Raw genomic sequence first — 14,586 nt, forward strand, 5'->3', positions numbered from 1 at the left:
GATAAAAAACGACCTACGACTTTTATGTTAATTTTACTGATATTTATACTGAGCTAAGTCGAAGTGCTCGATGCTAAAACATATAAAAACATAACATTTTACGGAATTTAAATTTTCAGAAGCTCGACTTGACACGCTAGAGTTTTAAAAGTGATTTGAATAAATAAAAATAGGCGTCATCAAAATTTTATAAAATTGTCAATGCTAATCAACTGTTGTATCTCCAAACCATGAGAACATTCTTATTTATCATCGCATTTCCATTAGTTGTTTTTTCTCAGTCTTCGTTTGAAAAAGGAAAGAAAGCATTTGAAGGCGGAAACTTTAAACAAGCCATTCCCTTATTTACTCGTGCATTGGAAAATGAACCTTCCGATAAAATGACCAGAGACTACTTAGGTCAATCTTATGCCAGAGTGCAGCGGTGGGAGAAAAGTTCGGAAGTCAATAAAACTCTGGTAGAAGATTATCCTGAAAATGCAGAGTATCACTTTAGATACGGTGGTGCGCTTGGGCTTGTGGCTAAAGAAGCCAATAGTTTTCAAGCCCTGAGTTTGCTCAGAGACGTCAAATTTCATTTAAAAAAAGCCATAGAACTAGACCCGAAGCACATTGAAGCGCGGTGGGCCCTGCTCCAGATATATCTGGAATTACCGGGCATTGTCGGGGGCAGCGAAAGCACTTCACGCGAATACGCCGCGCAACTGCAATCTATAAGTCCTGTGGACGGAGCCCTGGCTTACGGGTATATTGAAAGAGAACTGGAGAACCACGACAAAGCCGAAGTTTTTTATAAAAAGGCAGTAGACTTAGGGCAATCTGTAACGACTTATAAAGAATTAGCAGAACTGTACAAACGTACTGGAAATGAAGCTGACTACTTTGAGACTTTAGAGATTGGGATTAAAAAATTAAATTCCATCGCATTGGCTTCAGCCTATGTTGAAAGTGCCCTTAGGCTGAATAGAAATAAACAAAAGGCTTTAGAAATTCTAAACACACTGACTCCTGCTGAATTAAATCCTGGCAGCGAGCCAAGGTCAGGCAGCTCAGAAGAAATAGAAAAACTCAACCAGCTGAAATCCAAACTGAATTAGATAAATTTTAAAGAGGATTACTGCCGGAAAATTCTCATCTAGAATGGAAACCTTTATCTTTGAATCAAATTAAAACATTCATGCATTTACATTTTATAGCGATAGGAGGCAGCGCCATGCATAATCTTGCGCTGGCTCTTCATGAAAAAGGCGATCATATCACGGGTAGTGATGATGAAATCTTTGAACCATCAAAATCAAGATTAAAAGCTAAAGGCCTACTGCCGGAGGAATTTGGCTGGTTTCCGGAAAAAATCACTTCTGAAATTGATGCCGTTATACTGGGAATGCATGCCAAAGCTGACAATCCGGAATTGCTGAAAGCTAAGGAACTTGGCCTCAAAATTTATTCTTATCCTGAATATCTCTACGAACATTCCAGGCATAAAACACGAGTTGTTATCGGTGGCTCCCATGGGAAAACAAGCATCACCGCCATGATTCTGCACGTGATGCATTACAACGATAAAGAAGTTGATTTCATGGTGGGTGCCCAGCTGGATGGTTTTGATACGATGGTTCACTTAACCGATGAAAACGATTTTATCTTGCTGGAAGGTGACGAGTACTTGAGTTCTGCTCTGGACCGCAGGCCAAAATTTCATCTCTATGAACCTAATATTGCACTCTTGAGCGGTATTGCCTGGGATCACATCAATGTATTTCCAACTTTCAAAAAGTATGTAGAGCAGTTTGAGATCTTCCTGGATACGATGACCAACGGCAGTACTCTGGTGTATAATGAAGAAGACGATATTTTGACTCAGCTGGCTCAAAAAGCCACAAAACCCACGCGTAAACACGCCTATTCTACTCCGGAACACAGTATAGAAGATGGGCAGACTTATCTCGAAACTGCTGAGGGACCCATGCCCGTAGAAGTCTTTGGGAAACACAACCTGCAGAATATTGCCGGAGCCAAGTGGATTTGCCAGCACATGGGCGTAGACGAAGATGATTTCTACGAAGCCATTACTAGTTTTACTGGGGCTTCCAAGCGTTTAGAGAAAATTGCTAAGTCAGAAAAGGCTATAGTTTTTAAAGATTACGCCCATTCACCTTCTAAAGTTTTAGCGACTACTCAAGCGGTGAAAGCTCAGTTTTCTTCTAAAATTGTTTTGGCCTGCCTGGAGCTTCATACCTACAGCAGCCTGAATGCAGAATTTCTGGAAGAATACAAAGAAGCCCTGAACGCAGCCGATGAAGCGGTAGTGTTTTATTCACCAAAGGCTCTTGAGATCAAACAGCTGGATGCGATTACTGAAGAGCAAATTTTTAAAGCCTTTGGGAGAACCGATTTAAAAGTTTTTACAGACCCTAAAGCTTTCCAAAACTTTTTGAAATCAAAAACCTATATGGATCATGTTTTATTACTTATGAGTTCAGGAGATTATGGGGGTCTCGACTTCGATGAGGTTAAACACTGGATTCAATAAGGATGAATCTTATGTAATGTTTACATTTTCAACGTATAAATTTCAGACCTCACAGTCCCCAAGGCTTTTGGGACTGTGAGGTCTCATCACGATGATAAAACATATTAAAAACGTCACTAATTTTAAAATTTAATCTTTATGACATATAATTATTTAACGAACAAATTATTAACTGGGCTTTCAATAGTCGTTTTACTTCTGTTTTCAAGTTGTAAAAACAACGACAATGCTGAAGAAATTACTATGACCGTAACAGCTTCTGCTTACAACTCTGTGGAAGCACAGACCAAAAAGGGGAATCCAAACCTCACCGCCTGGGGAGATATCCTGGAACCTGGTGAAAAATCCATTGCCGTTTCTCGAGATTTGATTGATATGGGTCTGGACCATAACCAGGAAGTCAAAATCAAAGGGCTTCCGGGCACCTATATCGTCAAAGACAAAATGAACAGGCGCTGGACCAATAAAATCGACATCTATATGGGAATAGATGAAGAAGCCGCCAAAGAATGGGGTAAAAAAGAAGTTGAAATCACTTACGTTCTTGAGGAAGAGGAAACAGATCAGGTCTCAAAATAAGTCAAGCCGTTGAGTTTAAGACCTCACAGTCCCCAAAGCCTTGGGGACTGTGAGGTCTCTTATTACAGTCTTTATTTTAATCTCATTTCAAAACTTAACCGGTATAATACTGCAAGTGATTTAAAAAATACTTCAGCCGTTGAGTTTGACTCTCCTTTAGCAGGGATTTCGCTTTGTCGAAGTGAGCTTTAGATTTGTCCTGGCTCATTTTGAACCTGCCGTGGAAGCTGTCAATTGACACCTCAAAACCCTGAATAAAATGCTTGAGCCTATCAATTTTAGGATGGGTATAGGCTAATTTGAAGTCCTCATCCATTTGATCGGTCATCTCCATCAGACTTTTAATCAGCCCTTGCTCATCGCCGTAAGAAACCTTGCCTTTGACGTGTACTTTTGCAAAGTTAAAGGTGGGAAGTTCTTCGGTAGTGAAGGCTGCAGGAGAAATATAAGCATCACCTCCATGAAATACGAGTTCTACTCTGGAGTTATTCAGATGCTGAAACTGCGGATTTTCCTTATTGATATGCCCCAAAAGTTTGTTTCCCGAAATAATAAACGGAATGTGAGACGTGAAAATTTCATCTTCAAAGTGACTGATAAGCGTGGCAAGCGGGAACAGTTCAATAAAACTTTGGATGCGGGTCCAGTCGCTGGCTGTAAAATGATCTGGTAAATAGCTCATAAGTATTGAAGTAGATTAAGATCTCAAAAATACATCCTTCTTTTATTTTTTGGAGCTTCATAAGTTAATTTCAGCGGTCATGTATTGAGAAACCGCTCAGATTTAAGGTATTGATTATATTTATATAAATATTGGAAATCATGACCTCTTCTTCCAACTCCTTCAGCATTAAAAACTGGTCCGAAGATGACCGGCCCAGAGAGAAATTGATAAACAAAGGAAAATCCAGCCTGAGCGACGCAGAACTTCTAGCCATCCTGATCGGTTCTGGCAATCGGGAAGAGAGCGCTGTAGAACTGTGTAAAAAAATACTTCACTCTTCCGAAAACAGCTTGCATAAACTCGCTAAACTCAATTTGAAACAGCTTCAGGAATTTAAAGGAATTGGCGAGGCCAAGGCCATTGGTATCATGGCTGCTTTAGAACTTGGGAAGAGAAGAGGAGCAGAGCCTCTGGAGGAATTCGATAAGATTACATCAAGCAAAGATGTCTTCAGGATAATGCATCCCTTTCTCGGAGACTTAGACCACGAGCAATTTTGGGTCCTGATGCTCAACAATTCCAACCGAGTCATTTTTAAATTTTCTTTGAGCAAGGGGGGTATTACCGCAACTATGGTAGATACGCGTTTGATTTTTAAACACGCCTTAGCTCAGGGAGCCACGGCATTGATCCTAACACATAACCATCCCTCGGGAACTCTAAAGCCAAGTGAAGCCGATAAGGCAATCACTCAAAAAATCAAAAATGCAGGAGAACTTCTGGACATAAAGGTGCTAGATCATATCATTGTGACAGAAAAAACTTATTTTAGCTTCGCTGACGAAAGCCTGCTTTAATTTATGGAAATACTGGTTTATATTCCCAAACAAACACCGAGAATCAACTATATCTTTAGACATATTTGTGGAAGAATCTTAGGCTTTAAAGTTAAGCTTAGTTCCAAAGTAGAGGATTTTATCGCCTTTGAAGGCGTTAAGTTTTCTTATGCTAAAAAAAGGCTGGGTAACGAAGTTTTTATTCAGCAATATGGGTTGCTGGAGGAACTGGGCATCGACGATCTCAATTTTAGTATGGATATTTGGCAGGATGTCCCCTGTTTTTTTAGAGTCTCTTCAGAAAGCGATATTCCTTTTGATATTTTTTCGGCGTCGTTTTATTTGGTGACCCGCTATGAAGAATATCAACCGCACGTTAAAAACGAAGTTGATTCCTATCCCATAGAAGAAAGCTTAGCTTATCAGCATGATTTTTTAAAAAAACCTGTTGTGGATATGTGGGCTTATAAGTTGAAAGCCATACTGCAAGAAAAATTCCCGGAGCTTCCATTTCCGGAAAAGAGATTTAAAAGCAAATTCTTAATTTCAGTCTCCAAAGCTTTCAAACACAGGCATAATGGTTTGGTAAGGTTTGCAGGGGCTTCGCTTAGGGATTTTTTTCAGTTACAATTGAAATCCATGTTCGACAGGTTTAAAACGATGTTGAGGTTACAGCAGGATCCCTATGATGTTTACGATGAACTTATCGATTTTGCTAAGGAAAATAAAATGCAACTCGACTTTTACTTTCAACTTAGTAATTATTCCAGGTATACCAAAAGCATCAGTTATAATAAAAGAATCTATCATAAATTGATAAAATCTATGGGAGATTACGGGCATCTGGGATTGCTTCCCGGATTTGAAGCTCTGTATAGCATTGATATTTTGAAAAAAGAAAAAAAACGCTGGGAAAATATAGTCAACAGGAGTCTGTCCAAAGCCCTCATTAAAAATTACCATCTTAATTTTCCCGATGCTTATCTCAATTTCAATAAGCTGGAAATTGAGAAAGACTATTCTATGGGGTACCAGAAAAACATTGGCTTTAGAGCAGGAACCTGCACCTCATTTCAGTTTTATGACTTGAACATGGAGCAGGTATCAGGCTTATTGATTAACCCCTATGTTTTGAACTCAAACGCACTTAAAGAATTAAACCTCTACGAGCAAATCGACGAACTGAACAATTTAAAATCTTCCGTAAAAGCGGTGAATGGACAAATGAACTTCATCTTTGAGAATTCAGATTTTGCCGAGGATAGTTCTAAAAGCGCCATTTTTACACTCATGAAAGAAATGTTATAAATGAAACAAATTACCGATGTATTTTTCGATTTAGACCATACCCTCTGGGATTTTGATAAAAACTCAGAACTCACTTTTGAAACTATTTTCAAAACCCACAAGGTGGATTTACCCCTTAAAGAATTTTTGGAGGTCTATCTGCCGGTCAATAATAAATACTGGAAGCTCTTTAGAGAAGGTAAAATCGAGCAGGAAAATTTAAGATTTCAAAGGCTGAATGAAGTTTTTGAAATTCTGAAGTATAAATCCTCAGAGCAGCTGGTCAACGATTTATCTCAGGCCTATATCGATCACTTACCAAATCACAACCATCTGTTTCCAGATACTTTCGAGGTTTTGACCTATCTGCAAAACAAGTATAGGCTTCATATCATAACCAACGGATTCTATGATGTACAGCATAAGAAACTGGGTAATTCAAAATTGACTCCTTATTTCCAGACCATTACAACCTCGGAAGATGCCGGTGTTAAGAAGCCGAATAAATTGATTTTTGAGTTTGCTCTGGACCTGGCAAAAACCAAAAACACCACGAGTCTTATGATAGGGGACAACCTTGAAGCCGATATTGAAGGGGCCAGGGCTTCAGGGATGGAAGCTATCTTTTTTGGGAAAGAACCCACTTATAAAGGGCTGAAAATTCAGCGTTTAAACGAACTTAAAACAATTTTATAATATGAGAGCAGGTTTAATTTTAATACTTACGTTTTGTATACAAGTGGGATGGAGCCAGCCCGCTACTATCAATGCCTACGAGCATGTCATTGTTCCCATGCAGTTTAACTTTCAGGATGAGCCCAATGAGTATCAGCTCAATATTTTAGCCCGTGTATTGCTGCAGGAGCAGGGCTTTAAAGTCTTTATGGATACCGAAGAACGACCACTTCAATTTATGGGAAATACTTGTGAAGCCTTGTTTCTGGATGTAGAGGATACCAGTGGATTTCTAAATATCAGTGTCATTTTTAGGCTAAAAGACTGTTATGGCAATGTCCTTTATGAGTCCGAAAAGGGTCAGACCAATATAAAAGATTTTAAAGATGGATATCAGGATGCTTTGCGTCGTTCGTTTTCTTCCATGTCCAATCAAAACTACAGCTATGATGCCAGTTTAGACAAGGGGGGTAATAGCTTTTCTTCAGATGATGTTTCGGCAGCTTCAGAGGTGAAGAAAATGGCTCCCGATAAAAAAATATACAAATTCGGAGGTCAAACCTACTGGCTCATCGAAAAAGGGGAGGGGGCTTACACGCTTCTATTCAATGAAGGCAAAGAAATTTACGCAGAGCTTCAGAGCGCTGATAAGGGAAGCTTTATTTTTAATTCTGAAGCTATTAATGGTGCCGCCTTTTTTGATGCAGAGGGAAACATAAACGTGGAGTATATGGATCAGGATTTAGGAGAAGTTCAAAAAATCAGATTTAAAAAAATAAACTAGTACTTATATTTCCCGGCCCATTTTTGCTTTAGGAATTGCCTTAACTGCTCTTCTCTTTTGTTATTTCCCGGCTCGTAAATCATTTTATTTTTAACTTCATCTGGTAAGAATTCAGCCTGGACGAAATTGTTTTCATAACTATGGGCGTATTTATAATTTTCTCCATACCCCAGGTCCTTCATCAGTTTTGTAGGCGCATTCCTTATGGACAGGGGAACCGACAAGTCCCCGGTTTCTTTGACCAGGGCCTGGGCTTTGTTGATAGCCTGGTAAGAGGCATTGCTTTTGGCAGAGGTGGCCAAGTATATCACGCACTGACTCAAAATAATCCTGGCTTCCGGAAACCCGATGGTATTGACCGCCTGAAAGGTGTTATTGGCCATGATTAAGGCTGTGGGGTTGGCATTTCCAATATCTTCACTGGCCAGGATAATCAGTCTTCTGGCGATAAATTTCACGTCTTCGCCACCTTCAATCATTCTGGCCAGCCAATAGACGGCTGCATTTGGATCGCTTCCGCGGATGGATTTAATAAAAGCCGAAATGATATCGTAATGCTGCTCTCCGGTCTTATCGTATCTGGCTGTTTTTTGCTGAATTTTCTCTTCGACCAGTTCATCTGTGATGATGATTTTATCTTCATCCACCGAATTGATAACCAGTTCAAACATGTTCAGCAGTTTCCTGGCATCACCACCGCTCAGGCGGAGCAGGGAAGTGGTTTCCTTAAGTTCGATGTGTTTTTTGGCCAGATCCTCGTCTTCTTTTAAGGCTCTGTGTAGAAGCTGAATCAAATCGGCTTTTGAGAACTCATTTAGAACATACACCTGACATCTGGATAGCAAAGCAGGGATGACTTCAAAACTCGGATTTTCCGTGGTTGCCCCTATGAGGGTAATCCATCCTTTTTCGACCGCTCCTAGTAGCGAATCTTGTTGAGATTTGCTGAATCTGTGGATTTCATCAATAAACAAAATCGGGTTTTTCTGTTCAAATAAACCCTGGTCCTGTTTCGCTTTTTGAATGACTTCTCGCACATCTTTTACACCACTGCTGATGGCAGAAAGTGTGAAAAAGCTGCGTTTGGTTTCCTTTGAAATCAAATTGGCCAGTGTGGTTTTACCGATACCTGGAGGTCCCCATAAGATGATGGAAGGCACCAGATCCCGTTTGATCATTTGAGAAATGGTTCCCGTTTCTCCTACAAGATGGGTTTGACTCAAATAATCCGATAATTGTTTCGGCCGAAGACGTTCTGCTAAAGGTGCTTTCATAGTTCAAAATTAGGAATTAATTTGCGACCTGAATAAATTCCACCATATCTTCTGCTTTGAATATTCAATTGCTTTCTTTTTTCGATACTTTTGAGGGATGAATCAAAAAGACTTTATCGTTAAGCATCACCGGCAATCTGTCGTAGCTGCTGTTTTATGGCCTCTTCTAATTGTGCTTTCCCTCTGGATTGTCTATTGGGTTGAAATCAAATTCAGGTTTAATTTCACAAGCTTTGGAGTCTACCCAAGAGAAGTAAAAGGCTTATTTGGAATTATGGCCTCCCCATTCTTACATAGCGGCATAAATCACCTCTATAAAAACTCTATTCCTGTCCTGGTGCTTACAGCCAGTTTGTTTTACTTCTACAAAGACATTGCCTGGAAGACGCTTGTGTACGGGCTGATTTTTTCCGGTTTGCTGACCTGGCTGATAGGGAGGTCCTCCTATCATATCGGTGCCAGCGGCATGGTTTACTTTTTGGCTTCTTTTTTATTCTTTAAGGGGCTAAGGTCTAAGAACTACAGGTTGATTGCTTTATCGCTTATTGTCGTTTTTCTCTATGGGAGTTTAGTCTGGGGGACCATGCCGGGCAAGCCCGGGATTTCCTGGGAAGGACATCTTTCAGGTTTTATCACGGGTCTGGTCTTTAGCTTTATTTTAAAATCACAGCATTTCAGCAGTCTGCCCTCTCCTGATAAACCCAAACCTACTCCTGAAAAAGAAGATGAATTTTTGAGGCAATTTGATGAACAGGGCAATTTCAGACCTTTGGACCCGGAGGCTGAAGACTCTTCCGGCTACAGTCAAAACTCGACTGCGGAGGATGAAGATCAGGTGACGTATAAATCTGATTCCTGAATTCGTTAGGCCTTGGAAAGGCGTTGCCTTAGGGTTTCATATAAAATGACACCACAGGCTACAGAGACGTTAAGCGATTCAATTTCTCCCAGTAAGGGCAGTTTCCCTCTCTGATCTGCCATTTTTAAAATGCTCGGCTGTATGCCTTCACCTTCACCACCCATGATGATGGCTAGAGGTTTATTTAACTCTAAATCATAGATGGAATGCTCTGTTTTCTCGGTAGCAGCCACGAGTTCAACACCCGAAGACTTCAGGTAAAAAATAGCATCCTTCAGATGGTCTACCTTACAAATCGAAATATTAAAGGCCGCTCCTGCAGAGGTTTTTATGGTTTCATTATTGACCTGAGCGCTTCCGCTTTTAGGCAAAATGACAGCATCTACTCCCGTACATTCCGCGGTTCTGAGAATAGCTCCCAGATTTCTGACATCGGTTATTCCGTCTAAAAGCAAAAATAGGGGAGAGGATTTGGCCTCTAAAACCGCTTCAACCGTAGATTCAAATTCCTTGTACTCAATTTGAGACGTATAGGCGATAACACCCTGATGATTCAAGTTTTCAAACTTCTTGAACTTTTGGATTGGGACATAGGAAACTTTTACGGTGTGTTGTTTGGCTAAGCCTTCAATTTCCTTGAGCTTAGGATTGTCTGAATCTTTGAGCAGGTTGATTTTTTCAATGTCCTTGTTCTGCTTCAGCGCTTCAACAACGCTATGAATTCCGAAAATGATATGTGAGTCTTCCATGGTATCTAACTTATACAAATCTTAATGATCAATACTTTTAGTAATTTCCTAATCGTATAATGCCGGTATATATTTTAAGGATCCCGAAGTTACGGGAGACATTCAAAATAATAATTGGCATTAAAAAGGGATTGACAAAATTATGTCAATCCCTTTAGTAATCCTATGATTAAGTGCTTTATTCTTTAATGATTCTTTTTTGAATGCTGCGATTAGCATCGACCAGTTTCAAAATATAGAGGCCTTTGGAAAGTGAGCTCATATCGATACTTAGGTTGGTCGTTGAATTAAAACCTTTGACATTCATCACTTCACGTCCCAGCATGTCATAAACTGATACCTGGGCATCATTGCTGAAACTGATTTCAGAGGATGAGATGTTGAGCCTGTTTTTTACCGGGTTTGGCCAAAAGGTAATGGATTTAGTATTGAAAGATTGATTAGATAGTGTTAATATGTCGCTAGATTGAATTATTAAACTGAATTCCTGCACATCATTTTTTAATATATCTTTAAAGCTTATTTCAATTTTGTAATTACCTGCAGACAAACTTTTCACATTTATTATCTCCACGTTATCTCTATTATTTTCACCTTTGATGGCAGAACCCAATAAGTCGTTCTCATTAAGCATCCAAGGATAATATTCCTCCGTTCCATTAGTATTGGATATCTTTATGTCAAGATTATTCACGAGCTTACTCGTAGTATCGTTCAATTCACCGCTGCCTGACTGTCCAGCCGGATCATTCCAGACTAATCCAACGGTTATTTCTTGATTTTGTGAAGTAGTAAAATTTATCTCAAATCTTGAATTTTGTGTTGTTAGTTGACTTTCATAAATTGATTTGGTACTACTATTATTTATTATTAGTTCTGCTGCTTTTTTAGCGTTAACTAAACCCCAACCGTTTTCAATATCTGGTCCATTAATTCCAACATCAGAAGCTGTTGAACATAGTAATGCTTTTACTGTTGAAGCTTTCATGTGCTTGTTATTCAAATTGTAATATAGTTCTTGTAGAAGTATAATAGTTCCAGACACGTTAGGTGCTGACATTGATGTACCTTGTAGTCTTGCGTAACTATCTGTAAATTCATTTGTAAGGGTGTCTTTTATTACAGAGGCTGAGTATAGTGATTCTCCTACTCCTAAAAGGTCAGGTTTTATCCTTAAATCATCTGTTGGACCTTGACTACTAAAACCGCTTACTATATTTGCATTGCCAAACAAAGAAGGAATTATATTTCCCTCACTATCTAAATTAATTTTCTCAATATTTCCACTCCCGACGACTAATGTATTTTTAGAATTTTTTGCACCAATTAATTTTCCATAATTAGGAATTATCCCATCTTCAAATTCTTCATTCCCATCGTTTCCAGCAGAAAACACAGGTAAATAGTATGGTAAACTATTTGCTATAACATCCCATTCTTCAGCACCTACATTATACTTGCCTGGTAACCAGGTATTACTGCCAATATTCCTTAATGGAACACCATAAGAGTGATTTGATACTAAGATTGCAGTAGTTAGACCTAAATTCAAAGCTTCATCACTATCATTGTCTGCATTATATACATAGGCTCTTGATTTTGGTGCCATGCCTTTAGCATCTCCAATAATACCTGACGCTAATATTGTTCCAGTTACATGTGTTGCATGTACACTGGGTGTGTCTTCCTCATCTGATAATATAATCTTATTATCAATGTTTAAGAATTCAACATGATCAGGTTTTGCAATGCCACCAACCTCCCATATTCCAATAAACTTATTCTCACCCTCCAGATTTAAGTTTAGACTTCCATTTGGTTGTAGATAATTTGTTCTTGAGCCTTTAGCAGCTTCTGTATTAAAGTTTTCCTCATAAATCACCTCTCCGTTTATGACGTCATATATCTTTTTTGAGTTGTTCTTACTTTGAAATCTTTTGATCCTGGATTTTCTTGCATCTGATATTTCTTTTTGTCTTTTCAACAAACTCTCCAATCTATTTTTGTCAATAGTTTTGGTATAATTAGTTTGAGCATAGCCACTACAAGAAAAAATTAGAAAGCTTAAAATTAAAATTTTCATATTTTTCAAATTAAAAAAGCCCGGCATAAACCGGGCTTTAAAATTAAGCAAATAATAGATTAGTTCTTAGTCAAAACTTCATTATATTCTCCAAATGTTCCTGCCGCGACAGTAAATTCTAAGATCATATTCATTTCTCCGCAAGTATCCAGAGTTCCTCCGCCTTCAATACTTAATAAGCCGTAATTTACTGCAAATGTAGCATTAAACGCGCCTTGCTTTTCAACGTTTAACTCAAAGGTTGTATCATCAATTTGTACAACATTTATGATTATATCTTGAGTATTTGGAAAGCCTGTTGGTCCATACAAATCTTGGGCTATATAAGTGAATTCATCCTCTCCTGCAACAATATTTACTGTATACGATGTATCCCAGAATTCACTGTTTAAAGTCCATTCACCAACCAAGCTAGCTTGACTATATTCGCAAAACCTGAAAAATGTTAATTCAAATTGATTGTCAAAATCTGCAATTGAAGATCCATTGATTTCAACAAGATCTATAACAATTGACTCGCCGTCAACAACATTATCAAAATTTCCATTGACCACTACTTCGCCTATATATTCTCCAGCTTCAATAGTAAATGTGTTTTCAAGTGAGTAAGCATTAGGAGAAGCAGTTGTTTCTTCTTCATTTACACTAACCGTAAACTCTCTATCAACATCAGATGCATCTGTTACGCCAACTTGTATTCTGTATTCACTTTGTCCCGGTGCAACAAAATAATTTGCTGAAGTGGATTCTGTAAAATAAGTAAGGCTTTCAGACTGATAAATATCTGGGTCTGCATTTTGCTCACAGGATATTAATCCTATAAAACCTAAAATTATTAGTATTTTTTTCATTTCTATTGAGTTTAATAGTTTCTATTTTGTTCTATGTTTTCGTTGGCGAAAATCTCTTGCTGTGGTATAGGAAGTGCAAATAAATGACTGTCGCTTTCTAGATCACATGCTCCTGCGGCATTATCACAATCTTCATCCAATCTACTAACGCCTAAATCATATCTTTTTAAATCAAACATTCTATGTCCTTCATAAGCTAACTCAAATCTTCTTTCGTTAAGAATGTCATTTAAACCATCTGCCACATCTGCGTAATCTTCTCTAGGAATGACATTATCATTTCTTGCATTCTTAAGCGTTTCCATATCGATAGCAGCTGCTTCCAAATCTGGATTCTGTTTTCTTAAGTTAGCTTCAGCTCTTATTAAATATTGCTCAGAGGTTCTTAACAATTTAATATCATTAAGTCCAGGATTAGCATCGGTACCTAAATATTTTCCAACTATTAGATTATCTAATGATTCTGAATTATCAAAATCTACAATTACGCCATTTCTGTAATCTCCAGCGTTTAATTCACCATATAACTCAAGCGATACATTGAAGAAAATATCCCCATTGGTATCAGTAAATAATGTACCTATTCTTCCTTCTCCAGCATTTCTAGATAATTTGAAAAGAACTTCTTCATTATAGGTATCATTCCAGATTCCCAGATAATCTGTTCTAGTAGTTGCAATTGTGCTATTGTTGATTACCTGAGTAGATAAAGCCACAGCCTGCTCATAATTACCAGCGTATAAGGCTAGTCTAGCTCTTAAAGCTTTTGCAGCAAGTCCAGACATAAATTCATTAGAATCTGGCATTAAGTCTAGTCTAGATTCAGCTTCAATTAAATCTGCTTCGATAAAATTCAGAACCTCTTCAACAGTATTTCTAGACGGTTGATCAAAAACAAATACTCTGTCAACTATTGGGATAGATAATGCATTGAGCTCATAGCTTTGAGAAAACATTCTATAAAGGTCAAAATGAGATAAAGCTCTTAGAGCATAACACTCTCCCAATATTCTGTTTTTTCTTGCTATATCAGCGTCATTTTCTGTTACAATTCTATCAGAGGCCTCAATTAATCTATTTACCCGATTAATAACTCTGTAGATATTATTCCATATTCCAGCAGGTTCATTAGTACTGGCTACTATTGACCAAGTGAAAACTTGAATTCCTTGACCTCTATTGGAAGCGGCTATTTTAAGATCATCTGTAAATCGAGAAGAATAGCCTATCACATTTGATCCTGAAACTGCCGAATATGCTCCAATTAAACCACGCTCCAAATCATTAATTGTATTCAAAGCATTTTCTTCCAAGACTTCGTCGTCTGGTTCTACTTCATATGCATCACTGCAAGAAGTCATTACAAATCCTGTTAAAATTAGGATGTATAAAAATTTTATATTTTTCATTTT

The 14,586-nt window shown here is 38.2% G+C and carries 14 protein-coding genes; 8 read left to right on the forward strand and 6 right to left on the reverse strand.

All coding sequences use genetic code 11. The features are described from left to right. Positions 1 to 230 precede the first annotated feature (230 nt). From BLP81_RS00990 to BLP81_RS01000, 3 genes are all read left to right on the forward strand, one after another. Positions 231 to 1,097 (forward strand): tetratricopeptide repeat protein, encoded by an 867-nt coding sequence (locus BLP81_RS00990; RefSeq protein WP_143002797.1) that lies wholly within the window; start codon positions 231 to 233, stop codon positions 1,095 to 1,097. A gap of 80 nt (positions 1,098 to 1,177) precedes the next feature. After that, on the forward strand, positions 1,178 to 2,533 hold the full coding sequence (locus BLP81_RS00995; protein WP_093364448.1) for a UDP-N-acetylmuramate--L-alanine ligase: 1,356 nt from the start codon (positions 1,178 to 1,180) through the stop codon (positions 2,531 to 2,533). Between the two features lie 138 nt (positions 2,534 to 2,671). After that, the gene (locus BLP81_RS01000) at positions 2,672 to 3,112 is read left to right on the forward strand and encodes a 3D domain-containing protein (protein ID WP_093364451.1); all 441 of its coding nucleotides are present in this window, start codon (positions 2,672 to 2,674) and stop codon (positions 3,110 to 3,112) included. Between the two features lie 94 nt (positions 3,113 to 3,206). Here the strand turns inward: BLP81_RS01000 and BLP81_RS01005 are convergent, their stop codons facing one another. Continuing rightward, positions 3,207 to 3,794, reverse strand: a complete 588-nt coding sequence (locus BLP81_RS01005) for an FMN-binding negative transcriptional regulator (protein ID WP_093364454.1) — start codon at positions 3,792 to 3,794, stop codon at positions 3,207 to 3,209. Positions 3,795 to 3,934: 140 nt separating this feature from the next. On the opposite strand from BLP81_RS01005, the gene radC reads away from it, so the two are divergent. The 4 genes from radC to BLP81_RS01025 are packed head-to-tail and all read left to right on the forward strand — an operon-like array spanning position 3,935 to position 7,358. Further along, positions 3,935 to 4,633, forward strand: a complete 699-nt coding sequence (gene radC / locus BLP81_RS01010) for a RadC family protein (protein WP_093364457.1) — start codon at positions 3,935 to 3,937, stop codon at positions 4,631 to 4,633. Between the two features lie 3 nt (positions 4,634 to 4,636). Beyond that, positions 4,637 to 5,920, forward strand: coding sequence for a polysaccharide deacetylase family protein (locus BLP81_RS01015; protein ID WP_093364460.1), 1,284 nt, complete (start codon positions 4,637 to 4,639; stop codon positions 5,918 to 5,920). Then, positions 5,921 to 6,595 carry a YjjG family noncanonical pyrimidine nucleotidase gene (locus tag BLP81_RS01020; protein WP_093364463.1) on the forward strand — a complete coding sequence of 225 codons (675 nt, stop codon included), beginning with the start codon at positions 5,921 to 5,923 and terminating at the stop codon, positions 6,593 to 6,595. Between the two features lies 1 nt (position 6,596). Further along, entirely contained in the window at positions 6,597 to 7,358 is a 762-nt protein-coding gene (locus tag BLP81_RS01025; RefSeq protein ID WP_093364466.1) for a hypothetical protein, read from the forward strand. Here BLP81_RS01025 and BLP81_RS01030 read toward each other — a convergent pair. Further along, positions 7,355 to 8,632, reverse strand: coding sequence for a replication-associated recombination protein A (locus BLP81_RS01030; RefSeq protein ID WP_093364469.1), 1,278 nt, complete (start codon positions 8,630 to 8,632; stop codon positions 7,355 to 7,357). The two genes, BLP81_RS01025 and BLP81_RS01030, sit on opposite strands and share 4 nt — an antisense overlap. A 97-nt stretch (positions 8,633 to 8,729) precedes the next feature. Here BLP81_RS01030 and BLP81_RS01035 point away from each other — a divergent pair, with 97 nt between their 5' ends. Further along, a complete protein-coding gene (locus BLP81_RS01035; RefSeq protein WP_093364472.1) occupies positions 8,730 to 9,491 on the forward strand; it encodes a rhomboid family intramembrane serine protease in 762 nt (253 codons plus the stop codon). Positions 9,492 to 9,496: 5 nt separating this feature from the next. Here BLP81_RS01035 and rlmB read toward each other — a convergent pair whose 3' ends face one another. From rlmB to BLP81_RS01055, 4 genes are all read right to left on the reverse strand, one after another. Next, the gene (gene rlmB, locus BLP81_RS01040; protein WP_093364475.1) at positions 9,497 to 10,240 is read right to left on the reverse strand and encodes a 23S rRNA (guanosine(2251)-2'-O)-methyltransferase RlmB; all 744 of its coding nucleotides are present in this window, start codon (positions 10,238 to 10,240) and stop codon (positions 9,497 to 9,499) included. A 178-nt stretch (positions 10,241 to 10,418) separates the two neighbouring features. After that, on the reverse strand, positions 10,419 to 12,323 hold the full coding sequence (locus BLP81_RS01045; protein ID WP_176752659.1) for a S8 family serine peptidase: 1,905 nt from the start codon (positions 12,321 to 12,323) through the stop codon (positions 10,419 to 10,421). Between the two features lie 59 nt (positions 12,324 to 12,382). After that, the gene (locus BLP81_RS01050; protein WP_093364481.1) at positions 12,383 to 13,174 is read right to left on the reverse strand and encodes a DUF4843 domain-containing protein; all 792 of its coding nucleotides are present in this window, start codon (positions 13,172 to 13,174) and stop codon (positions 12,383 to 12,385) included. A gap of 11 nt (positions 13,175 to 13,185) precedes the next feature. After that, entirely contained in the window at positions 13,186 to 14,583 is a 1,398-nt protein-coding gene (locus BLP81_RS01055; protein WP_093364484.1) for a RagB/SusD family nutrient uptake outer membrane protein, read from the reverse strand. Positions 14,584 to 14,586: the final 3 nt, after the last annotated feature.

It is taken from the genome of Psychroflexus sediminis, from assembly GCF_900099815.1.
Classification (GTDB): domain Bacteria; phylum Bacteroidota; class Bacteroidia; order Flavobacteriales; family Flavobacteriaceae; genus Psychroflexus; species Psychroflexus sediminis.

Excerpts from the sequence above, each read along its gene's own strand:
- BLP81_RS00990 (WP_143002797.1), top strand. The coding sequence starts at position 231 with ATGAGAACATTCTTATTTATCATCGCATTTCCATTAGTTGTTTTTTCT.
- radC (WP_093364457.1), top strand. The coding sequence starts at position 3,935 with ATGACCTCTTCTTCCAACTCCTTCAGCATTAAAAACTGGTCCGAAGAT.
- BLP81_RS01055 (WP_093364484.1), bottom strand. The coding sequence starts at position 14,583 with ATGAAAAATATAAAATTTTTATACATCCTAATTTTAACAGGATTTGTA.
- BLP81_RS01015 (WP_093364460.1), top strand. The coding sequence starts at position 4,637 with ATGGAAATACTGGTTTATATTCCCAAACAAACACCGAGAATCAACTAT.
- BLP81_RS01000 (WP_093364451.1), top strand. The coding sequence starts at position 2,672 with ATGACATATAATTATTTAACGAACAAATTATTAACTGGGCTTTCAATA.
- BLP81_RS01025 (WP_093364466.1), top strand. The coding sequence starts at position 6,597 with ATGAGAGCAGGTTTAATTTTAATACTTACGTTTTGTATACAAGTGGGA.
- BLP81_RS01030 (WP_093364469.1), bottom strand. The coding sequence starts at position 8,632 with ATGAAAGCACCTTTAGCAGAACGTCTTCGGCCGAAACAATTATCGGAT.
- BLP81_RS01035 (WP_093364472.1), top strand. The coding sequence starts at position 8,730 with ATGAATCAAAAAGACTTTATCGTTAAGCATCACCGGCAATCTGTCGTA.
- rlmB (WP_093364475.1), bottom strand. The coding sequence starts at position 10,240 with ATGGAAGACTCACATATCATTTTCGGAATTCATAGCGTTGTTGAAGCG.
- BLP81_RS01005 (WP_093364454.1), bottom strand. The coding sequence starts at position 3,794 with ATGAGCTATTTACCAGATCATTTTACAGCCAGCGACTGGACCCGCATC.
- BLP81_RS01050 (WP_093364481.1), bottom strand. The coding sequence starts at position 13,174 with ATGAAAAAAATACTAATAATTTTAGGTTTTATAGGATTAATATCCTGT.
- BLP81_RS01045 (WP_176752659.1), bottom strand. The coding sequence starts at position 12,323 with ATGAAAATTTTAATTTTAAGCTTTCTAATTTTTTCTTGTAGTGGCTAT.
- BLP81_RS00995 (WP_093364448.1), top strand. The coding sequence starts at position 1,178 with ATGCATTTACATTTTATAGCGATAGGAGGCAGCGCCATGCATAATCTT.
- BLP81_RS01020 (WP_093364463.1), top strand. The coding sequence starts at position 5,921 with ATGAAACAAATTACCGATGTATTTTTCGATTTAGACCATACCCTCTGG.